Source organism: Alcaligenes faecalis, from assembly GCF_009497775.1.
GTDB lineage: Bacteria > Pseudomonadota > Gammaproteobacteria > Burkholderiales > Burkholderiaceae_B > Alcaligenes > Alcaligenes faecalis_D.
On the sequence record NZ_CP031012.1, the window covers coordinates 1 to 11,897 of the forward strand.

The 11,897-nt window shown below is 55.6% G+C and carries 11 protein-coding genes; 10 read left to right on the top strand and 1 reads right to left on the bottom strand.

Translation table 11 applies throughout. From position 1 onward, the window contains the following. The first annotated feature begins 7 nt into the window (after window positions 1-7). The 4 genes from dnaA (at window position 8) to DUD43_RS00020 (ending at window position 6,191) form a co-directional block, all read left to right on the top strand. Entirely contained in the window at window positions 8-1,405 is a 1,398-nt protein-coding gene (gene dnaA / locus DUD43_RS00005; RefSeq protein ID WP_063690079.1) for a chromosomal replication initiator protein DnaA, read from the top strand. Between the two features lie 2 nt (window positions 1,406-1,407). Beyond that, complete coding sequence (gene dnaN, locus DUD43_RS00010) at window positions 1,408-2,517, top strand: DNA polymerase III subunit beta (RefSeq protein WP_194273420.1); 1,110 nt, start codon at window positions 1,408-1,410, stop codon at window positions 2,515-2,517. A gap of 76 nt (window positions 2,518-2,593) precedes the next feature. Beyond that, window positions 2,594-5,047, top strand: a complete 2,454-nt coding sequence (gene gyrB, locus DUD43_RS00015; RefSeq protein ID WP_153228627.1) for a DNA topoisomerase (ATP-hydrolyzing) subunit B — start codon at window positions 2,594-2,596, stop codon at window positions 5,045-5,047. A 442-nt stretch (window positions 5,048-5,489) separates the two neighbouring features. Next, window positions 5,490-6,191: a pseudouridine synthase gene (locus DUD43_RS00020; RefSeq protein ID WP_153228628.1), complete on the top strand. Its 702-nt coding sequence runs from the start codon at window positions 5,490-5,492 to the stop codon at window positions 6,189-6,191. A 169-nt stretch (window positions 6,192-6,360) separates the two neighbouring features. Here DUD43_RS00020 and DUD43_RS00025 read toward each other — a convergent pair whose 3' ends face one another. Next, window positions 6,361-6,828 carry a GNAT family N-acetyltransferase gene (locus DUD43_RS00025; protein WP_153228629.1) on the bottom strand — a complete coding sequence of 156 codons (468 nt, stop codon included), beginning with the start codon at window positions 6,826-6,828 and terminating at the stop codon, window positions 6,361-6,363. Between the two features lie 478 nt (window positions 6,829-7,306). On the opposite strand from DUD43_RS00025, the gene DUD43_RS00030 reads away from it, so the two are divergent. The 6 genes from DUD43_RS00030 (at window position 7,307) to DUD43_RS00055 (ending at window position 11,892) form a co-directional block, all read left to right on the top strand. Beyond that, a complete protein-coding gene (locus tag DUD43_RS00030; RefSeq protein ID WP_194273421.1) occupies window positions 7,307-7,789 on the top strand; it encodes a TRAP transporter small permease in 483 nt (160 codons plus the stop codon). Beyond that, window positions 7,789-9,078, top strand: a complete 1,290-nt coding sequence (locus DUD43_RS00035) for a TRAP transporter large permease (protein ID WP_153228631.1) — start codon at window positions 7,789-7,791, stop codon at window positions 9,076-9,078. Before DUD43_RS00030 ends, DUD43_RS00035 begins: the two co-directional genes overlap by 1 nt. Before the next feature lie 39 nt (window positions 9,079-9,117). Further along, window positions 9,118-10,152 (top strand): TRAP transporter substrate-binding protein, encoded by a 1,035-nt coding sequence (locus DUD43_RS00040; RefSeq protein ID WP_153228632.1) that lies wholly within the window; start codon window positions 9,118-9,120, stop codon window positions 10,150-10,152. A gap of 7 nt (window positions 10,153-10,159) precedes the next feature. Next, window positions 10,160-10,990, top strand: a complete 831-nt coding sequence (locus tag DUD43_RS00045; protein ID WP_153228633.1) for an alpha/beta hydrolase — start codon at window positions 10,160-10,162, stop codon at window positions 10,988-10,990. Between the two features lie 280 nt (window positions 10,991-11,270). Next, window positions 11,271-11,621 (top strand): type II toxin-antitoxin system RelE/ParE family toxin, encoded by a 351-nt coding sequence (locus DUD43_RS00050; RefSeq protein ID WP_153228634.1) that lies wholly within the window; start codon window positions 11,271-11,273, stop codon window positions 11,619-11,621. Then, a complete protein-coding gene (locus tag DUD43_RS00055; RefSeq protein WP_042485083.1) occupies window positions 11,602-11,892 on the top strand; it encodes a DNA-binding protein in 291 nt (96 codons plus the stop codon). Before DUD43_RS00050 ends, DUD43_RS00055 begins: the two co-directional genes overlap by 20 nt. Window positions 11,893-11,897 lie beyond the last annotated feature (5 nt).

The window sequence follows — 11,897 nt, forward strand, 5'->3', positions numbered from 1 at the left end:
ATGACCGATGAATGAATTCTGGCAGTCCTGCGTTCAGAAATTGGAGCAGGAGCTTCCCCCCCAACAAATAAGTGCGTGGATACGTCCACTGGTTCCCCTGGACTTCGACAGTGAAGCCGGGGTGTTGCGCGTTTCTGCTCCTAATCGTTTCAAACTGGATTGGGTCCGCAAGAATTTCGCCACTCGTATCGAGGAACTGGCTTCGGATTTCTACGAATGTCCCGTTACGGTTCAGTTCGAGCTGCCTTCGGCCAGCGCGGCGCCACGTCGCGCCCTGGCCGATCGTGCCGCTCCTGTGCCTGCAGGCAGCCCGGCCGGTGAAAACCTGGCCCCGCCCGTTGCCAACCCGGCCATGACGGCGGTGGTGGATGCGGTACAGGATCGTTCGCGCCTGAATGCCGAACTGACCTTCGACAATTTCGTGACGGGTAAAGCCAACCAGCTGGCACGCGCAGCGGCCTTGCAGGTGGCCGAGAACCCCGGTGTCTCCTATAACCCACTCTTTCTGTATGGCGGCGTGGGTTTGGGCAAGACCCACCTGATTCATGCGATCGGCAATGCGCTGGTCGCCAATGGCAATGGTGTGCGGGTCCGCTATGTCCATGCCGACCAATACGTGTCGGACGTGGTCAAGGCTTACCAGCGCAAGGCGTTTGACGAGTTCAAGCGCTACTACCATTCGCTGGACTTGCTGCTGATTGACGATATTCAGTTTTTCGCTGGCAAGAACCGTACGCAGGAAGAGTTTTTCTACGCCTTTGAAGCGATGGTGGCTCAGCGCAAGCAGATCATCATCACCTCGGATACCTATCCCAAAGAGCTGGCCAATATTGATAGCCGCCTGATCTCGCGCTTTGACTCCGGCCTGACTGTGGCGATCGAGCCGCCCGAGCTGGAAATGCGCGTGGCGATCTTGCTGCGCAAAGCCCAGGCTGAAGGCATTGCCATGCCCGAAGAAGTGGCCTTCTTTATTGCCAAGCATCTGCGCAGCAACGTGCGCGAGCTGGAAGGGGCGCTGCGCAAGGTTTCGGCCTACGCGCGTTTCCATGGCCGCGACGTCCTGACGGTGGAAGTGTGCAAGGACGCACTGAAGGATTTACTGTCGGTCTCCAATGGGCAGATCACAGTGGAAAATATTCAGAAAACCGTGGCCGATTTTTATAAAATCAAGGTCGCGGATATGTACTCCAAGCGCCGCCCCGCCAATATCGCCATGCCGCGCCAGGTGGCCATGTATCTGGCCAAGGAACTGACCCAAAAGAGTTTGCCGGAAATTGGCGATCTTTTCGGTGGTAGGGACCACACTACGGTGCTGCACGCGGTGCGCAAAATCTCGGATGCACGCACCAAGCAAGCCGAACTGAATCACGCATTACACGTACTGGAACAAACTCTCAAAGGATGACCATGCAACTCGTTCAAGCTACCCGCGACGCATTGCTAAAGCCCTTATCCACAGTAGTTGGCATTGTGGAGCGCCGCCATACTTTGCCGATTCTGGCCAACATCCTGCTGCGTAAAAACGGCTCTGATGTCTCTTTCCTGGCAACTGACCTGGAAGTGCAGATCACCACCAATGCCGATTTTGGCGTGGGTGAGGACAATGCAGCCACCACCGTGGCGGCCCGCAAGCTGCTGGACATTCTGAAAGCCCTGCCCGACTTTGGCGATGTGCGCCTGGGCCTGGATAGCGGCAAGCTGACCATCCAGTCCGGCAAGAGCCGCTTTCAGTTGCAGACTCTGGAAGCCGCTGATTTTCCAGTGCTGAACCTGCCCGAGCAATGGGACGTGTCCCTGAGCCTGCCTCAGCGCACGCTCAAGCACCTGTTCAACACGGTGCATTTTGCCATGGCCCAGCAAGACATCCGCTACTACCTGAACGGTATGTTGCTGGTGTTTGAGCCCGGTCTGGTACGTACGGTTACCACGGACGGTCACCGTCTGGCCCATAATGCCACCGCGATTGAAGGTGTGCAGGAACGTCACGACATCATCGTGCCCCGCAAGACCGTGCTGGAAATGCAGCGCCTGCTGGGTGATACCGACGATCTGGTCAATATTGACGTGTCCAGCCGTCAGATCCGTTTCCGTTTTGGCGATGTGGAGCTGGTCTCCAAACTGGTTGAAGGCAAATTCCCCGACTTTGCGCGTGTGATTCCTTCCAACTACACCCGCCACTTTGATGTGAGCCGTGAAGTGCTGCAAGGCAGCCTGCAACGTGCTGCCATTCTGACCACCGACAAACTGCGTGGCGTGCGACTGCAACTGTCGCAAAACCAGCTGAAGATTTCTGCTTCCAACGCTGAACAGGAAGAAGCCGTCGAAGAGCTGGATATTGATTATGAACACGAAAGTCTGGACGTTGGCTTTAACGTCAGCTACCTGCTCGATGTGTTGGCCAGCATCAAGGACGAAACTGTCCGCTGGTCTGTGCAGCCCGATGCCAACGCTTCTGTGTTGATGACGCTGCCCGAGCAAGAAGACTTCAAGTACGTGGTCATGCCGATGCGCATTTAATGCGGCATGTTCGACCGGTATGGCCCGCCGGGCCATACCCGCTTGAAGCAGACAGGCTATTACAAGGTTTTATGCTATGACCGATCAAACCACGACCACCCAGCCAGCCGATTACGGCGCTGATTCCATCAAAATGCTCAAAGGCCTGGAGGCCGTGCGCAAGCGTCCAGGCATGTACATCGGGGATACCTCCGACGGTACCGGCCTGCACCACATGGTTTTCGAGGTGGTGGATAACGCGATTGATGAGGCGCTGGCCGGTCATTGCGACGATATCGTCGTCACCATCCACTCCGACAACAGCATTTCGGTGTGCGATAACGGCCGCGGTATTCCAACCGATATCCACAAGGACGACGAACACCAGCGCAGCGCCGCTGAAATCGTCATGACCGAACTGCACGCCGGCGGTAAATTCGACCAGAACTCCTACAAGGTGTCTGGCGGTTTGCACGGTGTGGGTGTGTCTTGTGTGAACGCCCTGTCCGAATGGCTGTTGCTGACCATCTGGCGCAATGGCAACGAACACCAGGTCGAGTTCCGCCGTGGCGAGCGCACTGCGCCCCTGGCCGTGACTGGCAAGGCAGAAGGTCGCACCGGCACCTGCGTGCGTTACCTGGCTGACCTGGAGATTTTCAATAATATTGAATATCACCACGAGATCCTGGCCAAGCGCCTGCGTGAGCTGTCCTTCCTGAACAATGGCGTGAAGATCCGTCTGGTTGACGAAATTCAGGGCAAGGAAGAAGACTTTGCCTTCCTGGGTGGCGTCAAAGGCTTTGTGGATTTCATTAACCGCAACAAGACTCCGCTGCACCCTAACGTGTTTAGCGTGGCGACCGAGTCCAGTGCCGGTGGCACCCCCGTGTCGGTTGAAGTAGCCATGCAATGGAACGACAGCTACGCCGAAACCGTGCTGTGTTTCACCAACAATATTCCCCAACGTGACGGTGGCTCCCACCTGACCGGTCTGCGTGCGGCCATGACCCGCGTGCTGAACAAATACATCGCCGACAACGAACTGGCCAAAAAAGCCAAAGTCGATACGTCCGGTGATGACATGCGCGAAGGTCTGGTCTGCGTCTTGTCGGTCAAGGTGCCTGAGCCCAAGTTCAGCAGCCAGACCAAAGACAAGCTGGTTTCCAGCGAAGTTCGCCCTGCGGTTGAAGACGCCGTCGCCCGTACGCTGGAAACCTGGTTGCTGGAGAACCCGAACGACGCCAAAGCGCTGTGCGGCAAGATCGTGGAAGCAGCTCGTGCCCGTGAAGCGGCTCGTAAAGCCCGCGAAATGACACGTCGCAAGAGCGTGCTGGAAGGCGCTGGCCTGCCCGGCAAGCTGGCCGACTGCCAGGAAAAAGATCCCGCCCTGTGCGAACTGTACATTGTGGAGGGTGACTCCGCAGGCGGCTCGGCCAAGCAAGGCCGAGACCGTAAGTTCCAGGCCATCCTGCCGCTGCGCGGCAAGGTGCTGAACGTAGAAAAAGCCCGTTTCGACCGTCTGATTTCCAGCGAGCAGATCACGACCCTGATCACCGCCCTGGGTACCAGCATCGGCCCGGATTTCGATATCGACAAACTGCGCTACCACCGCATCATCATCATGACTGACGCGGACGTGGACGGTGCTCACATTCGTACCCTGCTGCTGACGCTGTTGTACCGTCAGATGCCCGAGCTGATTGAGCGTGGCTATGTCTACATTGCTCAGCCGCCTTTGTTCAAGGTTAAGGTTGGGCGTGAAGAGATGTACCTGAAGGACGAGGCCGAGGAAGCGGAATTCATGTTGAAGCTGGCATTGCGCGATGCAGTGCTGACACCCTCTGAAGGCGGTGCTCCTATCACTGGCGAAGCCCTGTCCGACTACGCCCATCGCTACGTGAAGGCCAAGGCCGTGATCGAGCGTCTGTCGCGTCATATGGACGGTGATGCCCTGTCAGCGTTGGCTGAAGGCGTGAAGCTGAACCTGGACACCCAGGAAGCAGCCGAGAAAAGCGCGCAAGAACTGCAAGACGTGCTGTTTGACGAAGCAGCTCCCAATGCTGTGAAGGTCTTTGCGGCTTACGACGAAACCAGCGAATCCTGGCGCGTTGTGGTGCAGCGTCTGCATCACGGCAATATCCGCGTAACCGTGTTCGACCGCAACTTCATGCGTGGCGGCGATCACCAAACCCTGGCCCGCGCTGGCGAGACCTTTGCCGGTTTGATCGGTGATGGTGCCATGATTGCCCGCGGTGAAGGCGAGAAGCGTCGTGAAACCGCCGTGGATGACTTCCGTGAAGTCATGCAATGGCTGTTGACTGAAGCCGAACGCGGGCTTAGCAAGCAGCGCTACAAAGGTCTGGGTGAGATGAACCCCAGCCAGCTGTGGGAAACCACCATGGACCCCACAGTACGTCGCCTGCTGCGTGTGCAGATCGCTGATGCTATCGATGCGGATCAGATCTTCACCACGCTGATGGGTGATCATGTTGAGCCACGTCGTGCCTTTATCGAATCCCATGCCTTGCAGGCGGGGAACCTGGATATTTAAGGCTGTCGGTGTTCACAATTCCTGAAAGCTTTTCGGGCTGATGAAAACCGATTTCAGGAATTCGTGAAAGACCTTGCAGTGATGTGGATACACAAAATGGGCTCCGGCGTTCTTGCTGGGGCTCATTTTTTTGATGATGACTGATGCGCTTTGAGCCCTAAAGATTCAGCGTTTTCGGGCAGGCTCAATTAATCTTTGACAGCAAACACTGGCTGATCAATTACTAGGTAGGTTAGTGGCTATGAAGTCACGCGCTCTAGGAATGGAAAGGCGTGGAATCAAGCTGATGTGGTCTACTTGCAGTAATTCACCCCGCTTCAGAATGAACTAAAAGAAGGGGCGTGGGGATCTGGTGGTGAAACGAGGCCTTGGTCTTGCAAGGCACCTTGATCGATAGCAATGACGCTGTAAATTGTTCAATAACTCTTTGTTTGGAAATGAAATGCGACTGGACAAGTTTCTTGGTGAGAGTACGGATCTGAGTCGCTCAGACGCACGTAAAGTCCTTAAAAGCGGGGAAATCACGGTTAACGGCGAGGTGGTGACCAAGGGCACCCACGTTATACAAGAGGGCGACGTAGTGTGCTGGGACGACGAGCCGCTTGCCCTGGTTGGTCTGCGTTACATCATGCTCAATAAGCCTGCTGGTTACGAGTGCAGCCTTAAAAATAGCGCCTACCCGTCCGTGATGATGCTGATTGATGTGGACAAGCGTGAGCGTTTGCACACCGTCGGTCGCTTGGACGTGGATACCACCGGCCTGATTTTGATTACAGATGATGGCCAGTGGACGCATCGTATTATCTCGCCCCGCCATCAGTGCGATAAGGTCTACGTGGCCACACTGGCAGAGCCTTTGCCTGACAATGCAGAAGAACTGTTCAAGGCCGGTATCTTGTTGAATGGCGAGGACAAGCCAACGTTGCCAGCTGTGCTGGAACGCATTGATGAACGCACCGCAAGGCTGACCATTCAGGAAGGGAAATACCATCAGGTGAAGCGTATGTTTGCCTCCTTGGGGAATCTGGTTCAGACCTTGCATCGTGAGCGCATAGGCTCGCTTTCCCTGGACGATAGTCTGGAGCCGGGAGAGTCGCGCTACTTAACTCCTGCCGAGGTGCAGCAGTTTGTAGAAGAAGGCTAAACTCCTGGCCCTTGGTTCTGGCTTTGATAAGTCAAAGGTGTATCAAACCCAAGGCTTTGAGGTCCTGACTTTGGAAACCAGCCAAAAAAAGCGCTCAAACAGAATGTTTTTGAGCGCTTTTTTGTACCTGCATCAATCGTCAAAGGGGCTGGTGGCGCGGTGTCCTGCCTTATGTCAGCGTCTTGCGCATGATGCTGGTGTTGTGTTCATAGCCCAGCTGCTCATACAGAGCGATAGCGCCCAGATTATTGCTCAAGACTCCCAGCTCGATGTAGTCCAGTCCACGCACTTGTGCCCACTCCTGGGCGGTCTGCATCAGCAGTTTGCCCAGCCCCATGCCTCGTGCCGATTCTGTCACGACAAGGTCAATCACATAAGCAAAGTCATGCGGCGTGATGCAGTTGTACGGCGGGGTCTTTTGCTGCTGAACAATAATGAAACCCAGCGCCTGATCGTTCTTCTCGGCCACAAACAAGGCTGCCTGATCCGACTCGATCATGGACTGAATAAAGCCTTCGTCCTGCCGTGCTTGCAGGTAGTAGTGCGGCTGCAAATGATGCATGTGGGCGAATAGCTCGGCGTACATATCTCCAATCGTGCCAATGTCAGCAAGTTGGGCGGGACGTAGGGTGGGCATGGTTCGGGCTCTTGGTCAGTAATAAAGCGGAAGCGAAAACAGAAGCGTCTTGATGGTAGGCCGGGCACGGGGAGGAGGCAAATCTTCTGTTCAGAATATTCCTTCAATAACAAGGGGTAATCCACTTTCATGCACGCCTGAAGCCTGGGTCCGGCGTCGTTCTCTGTACACCTTTTCCCCCTGAAAGCCGCTTCTGTACATTTATCCCTGTTTTTGTAAAGTATTTGTGCACGTACTTTACGACCGTCTTTTTCCTGCAAGCTCTTTCCCTCTGTTTCGTCTTGAGGCTCTGAAACCCTTATGTTTTCAGGTTTTTTGTGGATATTTAATGGAAAACCCCAAGCTTATTTTTTTCAAAAAAATAGAGGTTTAAAGTAATATCACACTGTTTTTGGGCAAATTTTGTGTACATTTAATGCACGAAATTTACACGAGGCGCTGAAATTTACACGCAATGCCTATAGAGGGGAGGAGATTGATGCAGACCCGTTTCTTGCGTCATGTTTGTAGTTGGATGTTCGGGCTGTCCGCACTGGCCATTCTGGCCTTGATGGCGGTGGCCTTTGCCGATGTCATGATGCGCAGTTTTGTGCGGCCGCTGTCTGGCGCTTTTGAATTAACCGAGGTGCTGGTCGGGGTGATGGTGTTTGCTGCCCTGCCCTTTGTCACCTTGAGTGGCAAGCACGTCAAAGTGTCCTTGCTGCGCTCCCTGGTGGGCAAGAACGTGCTGGTGCAAGGTTTGTTGCGCTGGTGCAGCCGTGTGGCGACGGGCGTGCTGATGGGCTTTCTGGCTTATCACCTGTGGGCCCTGGGTGTGCAGTTTGCACAGACCAATTCCCGCGCTGTTTTTGCGGACCTGCCCCTGGCGCCTTTTGCCTACTTTGCAGCGGCAATGTGCGCCCTGTCCACGCTGGCCGCACTGTTCAGTGCCGACGGCGACGAGCTCGCTGAGGAAAAATAATGACTGTCGTTGTCACTGGCATGATCATCCTGATCGTGCTCATGATTCTGGAAGTACCCATCGCTGTGGCGATGGCTCTGGTTGGTATTGGTGGCTTTGCCTATGTGGTCGATTGGGGCCCGGCCGCCTATATGGCTGCGGAAACCTCGTATCGCCTGGTTCATAACTACAACTTGTCCGTTATCCCGCTGTTCATCCTGATGGGCAATCTGGTGACACGGGCGGATGTCTCTAAAGATCTGTTCGATCTGGCCTATCGCTTTGTCGGTCATCGTCGCGGCGGTCTGGCCATTGCAACGGTGCTGTCAGGCGGCATGTTCTCGGCTGTATGCGGCTCCAGCTTTGCGACGACGGCCACCATGGCTCGGGTCGCTTACCCCTCCATGAAGCGCTATGGCTATGCCGATTCCCTGGCAGGTGGAGCTATTGCATCGGCCGGCACCCTGGGTGCCATGATCCCGCCCAGCGTGCCCCTGATTGTCTATGGCGTGCTGACCAGCAATGACATCGGCAAGCTGTTCATTGCAGCCGTCTTGCCCGGCATTCTGGGCATGGTGCTGTACATAGCTGCGGTCATGGTGGCCACTCGCATGACACCCGGTTTGGCCGGTGCGGGCGAGCGCAGCTCCTGGATGGAACGAATCCGCGGTTTGAAGAGTGTTGGCTCGGTCTTGCTGCTGTTCCTGCTGGTCATCGGCGGGATTTACGGCAACTTGTTCACGCCAACTGAAGCGGCTGGTATCGGTGCGGTCGGTGCCCTGCTCATCATGATCGCGCGCCGCAAGTTCTCCTGGCAGAGCTTGATGGGTGCCCTGCGTGAAACCGCCATGACCAGTGCCGCCATCTTCGTGATTATGGTGGGCGCACAAATCTTCACCACCTTTGTAAACGTGGCCGGCTTTACCGCCATGTTGTCTGACGCGGTCCAGCAATGGGACTTGCCGGGTTGGGGGATTTTGCTGGGCATCGTGGTGCTGTACCTGGTCCTGGGCTGCATGCTGGAAGGCATGTCCATGCTCTTGCTGACACTGCCCATTGTTTACCCGCTGATCATCAACCAGGGTCTGGACCCGATCTGGTTCGGCATTCTGGTGGTGACCTTGATCGAAGTGGGCCTGATCACACCGCCCTTGGGGATGAACGTGTTTGTGCTCAATTCAGTGGTGCCGTCCATGTCGCTGGGCACCATTTACCGAGGCGTTATCTATTTTGTATTGGCTGATCTGTTGCGCCTGGCGCTCTTGATTGGCATCCCTGGCATTGCTTTGTTTCTGCCCTCATTGATGTAAGCCATTTTTATTGAATCTGATTTTCTCGAAGGAATAAGCATGATTAAGCAAGTTAGCAAATGGGTGGGGGTAGCTGCAGTCGCCCTGGCAGCCAGCACCAGCGTGCAGGCACAAAACGTCACGCTGCGTTTTTCCAACTGGTTGCCACCTACCCATCCCATGGTGACCGAGATGTTGAACCCCTGGGCCAAGGATGTGGAACAGGCCACGGAAGGACGGGTGAAGATTCAGGTTCTGCCACCCCTGGGCACCCCTGCTTCGCACTACGATCTGGTGCGCAATGGCGTGGCGGACATGACGATTGGCGTGCACTCCTATACCCCGGAGCGTTTCAAGCTGACGGAAATGGTTGAACTGCCCATGACGGCCGAGAACGCTCAGGTGAATTCGCTGGCCTACTGGCGCACCTACCAGAAGTACTTCATGGGCAAGAACGAGCACGCTGGCACCAAGTTGCTGGGCGCGTGGGTTCCCGGTTCTTACCAGTTGTGGACGGCTGCCAAGGTGGACAGCCTGGACAAGCTGGATGGCACCAAGATCCGTATTCCCGGCGTGCTGGTGGAGCGTATCGCCAAGCTGCTGGGTCTGGTGTCGATTTCCTCGACGCTGACCGAAGCCTATGACCAGATTTCGCGCGGCATTATTGATGGCATGTTCCAGAACTACACCACGGTGATCGACTTCAATCTGGCGCGCTTCATGCCGAATCTGTTTGTCCTGCCCGGTGGTTTCTCCGCTTCCAGCCAGTTCATGGTGGTTAACGAGCGCAGCTGGCAGCGTATCAGCGAGGCCGACCGTGCCGCGATTGATGCCTTGTCGGGTGAAGCACTGGTCAAGCGTTTCTCGGGTATCTGGCAAAAGAACAATATGGCGGCTTTTGATCGCTTGAGCGCTGAAGGCATCAAGGTGCATCGCATTGAAGGCGAGCAGCTGGAAGCCATGAAGACCAAGCTGGCGGTGATTGAGCAGCAATGGTTGAGCGAAGCCAAGGGTGTGGAGGCTCAGGAAGCGCTGAACTTCTACCGTGCCGAACTGGATCGCGTGGCTGCTGAACTGGGCGTTTCCAAGGACTAAGCCCGTCATGACACAGCATCTGGAAAGTGAATACAACGCCAGTTGGCATGTGCCCGATCATAAGGAGATTGTGGCCTCGTGGTCGGGGCTGGCCGAGCAGTTTCGGGCTGGTTCACGCCATGAAGCCAATCAGCCCTATGGCCCGGAAACGCGTAATGTCATGGACATTCACTTTCCGGCTGTGGAGCGTCCGGATGCGGCGGTGCTGATGTTTATTCATGGTGGCTATTGGCAATCCATGGACCAGCGTCGTTTCAGCCATCTGGCACAAGGCAGCGTGGATAACGGCCTGATTACGGTCTTGCCCACTTATACCTTGTGTCCCCAGGCCAGCATGGCGCAGATCATTGATGAACTGCGCCTGGCTTGTGCGACGGTCTGGCGACGTTTCAAGCGCCCGATCGTGGTGGCAGGACACTCGGCAGGAGGGCATTTGGCAGCCTGCCTGCTAGCCACCGACTGGCCCGGTTTTGCCCCGGACCTGCCCGGCGATATGTTGCAGGCGGGCCTGGGCTTGTCCGGCCTGTATGACTTGGAACCGCTGACGCATATCGGCATTAATGATGCCTTGCAGCTCAATGCCGAAACCGCCCGAGCCTCCAGCCCCTTGTTTTGGCCTGCCCCTGCACATGGCCAGCCTTTCGAGGCCTGGGTAGGGGGGGATGAAACCTCGGAGTTTCATCGTCAAAGCCAGGAACTGGCCAAGGCCTGGTCCAGGCAAGGAGTGGATGCGGTGTACCGCAGCTTGCCGGGAACGAATCACTACAACGTGATCGCGGCCTTGGCCGATAAAGAATCCGTACTGTCAGCGCGTCTGGTTGCGCTGGCAAGGAATTGAGTTATCTCTGTCTTTCATTAGACACACCACTTTTACCGGGCCTTTGGCCCGGTTTTTTTGTGCCTCCTGCTTAACAGTCTTTAGTTGAGCCTTGTTGTTCAGTGCTGTGTTCCAGCTTAGGGGGGACATTCATGTCACGCTGAGCCGTGACACACCACGTATTTGGCGAAGATACTGATGTTTCGGATATGGGGAGTGTGCAGAGGCATCATGGTCTTTGTACAAGTGCCCAAGTTTTTGCCTTCTTCTACTATTGCTTTGTATTCGTCTATAAACGAAAATGACTCAATATCGTATTGAACATTACTTGACGGCTGGTACGCAGGAAGATGTGTACATGAAGTGGCTTGGCCGTTTACGTGATCGGAAAACGCAGGTGGCCTTGATCCGACGTGTGAACCGGATGGAACATGGCAATTTTGGCGATCACAGGTTTTGTCGGGACGGTGTTTGGGAGCTTCGCCTGGATGTAGGGCCAGGGCTGCGTGTCTATTACGCTCAAGCCGGACAGCGGATTGTGCTGTTGCTGTGTGGTGGCAGCAAACGAACGCAGCAGGCGGATATTGATCGGGCGCTTATTTATTGGCAGGACTGGCAGGAGAGAAAAGACCATGAGAAGCAGATCACATGATGAGGCTATGGCCGATCTGTATCGCAGTGATCCGGCCTTGGCATTAGAGACTATCAATCAGATTTTGGAGGACGGGGATCAGGCCGAACTCCTGATCGTGTTGCGTCAATTGGCACAGGCTTTTGGTGGTGTGCAGGCAGTTGCCGAGCAGGCGCAGTTAAATCCGACGCAGCTTTACAGGACCTTGTCACCCAAGGGGAATCCGGCCTTGAGCAGCCTGACGGCCATTTTGAAGGCAATGGGCCTGCGTCTTGCGGTGCAGCCTTTGTAGGCTTC

What these genes read in the sequence shown, in the direction of transcription:
- dnaA (WP_063690079.1), top strand. Translation starts at nt 8, where the DNA reads ATGAATGAATTCTGGCAGTCCTGCGTTCAGAAATTGGAGCAGGAGCTT.
- dnaN (WP_194273420.1), top strand. Translation starts at nt 1,408, where the DNA reads ATGCAACTCGTTCAAGCTACCCGCGACGCATTGCTAAAGCCCTTATCC.
- gyrB (WP_153228627.1), top strand. Translation starts at nt 2,594, where the DNA reads ATGACCGATCAAACCACGACCACCCAGCCAGCCGATTACGGCGCTGAT.
- DUD43_RS00020 (WP_153228628.1), top strand. Translation starts at nt 5,490, where the DNA reads ATGCGACTGGACAAGTTTCTTGGTGAGAGTACGGATCTGAGTCGCTCA.
- DUD43_RS00025 (WP_153228629.1), bottom strand. Translation starts at nt 6,828, where the DNA reads ATGCCCACCCTACGTCCCGCCCAACTTGCTGACATTGGCACGATTGGA.
- DUD43_RS00030 (WP_194273421.1), top strand. Translation starts at nt 7,307, where the DNA reads ATGCAGACCCGTTTCTTGCGTCATGTTTGTAGTTGGATGTTCGGGCTG.
- DUD43_RS00035 (WP_153228631.1), top strand. Translation starts at nt 7,789, where the DNA reads ATGACTGTCGTTGTCACTGGCATGATCATCCTGATCGTGCTCATGATT.
- DUD43_RS00040 (WP_153228632.1), top strand. Translation starts at nt 9,118, where the DNA reads ATGATTAAGCAAGTTAGCAAATGGGTGGGGGTAGCTGCAGTCGCCCTG.
- DUD43_RS00045 (WP_153228633.1), top strand. Translation starts at nt 10,160, where the DNA reads ATGACACAGCATCTGGAAAGTGAATACAACGCCAGTTGGCATGTGCCC.
- DUD43_RS00050 (WP_153228634.1), top strand. Translation starts at nt 11,271, where the DNA reads ATGACTCAATATCGTATTGAACATTACTTGACGGCTGGTACGCAGGAA.
- DUD43_RS00055 (WP_042485083.1), top strand. Translation starts at nt 11,602, where the DNA reads ATGAGAAGCAGATCACATGATGAGGCTATGGCCGATCTGTATCGCAGT.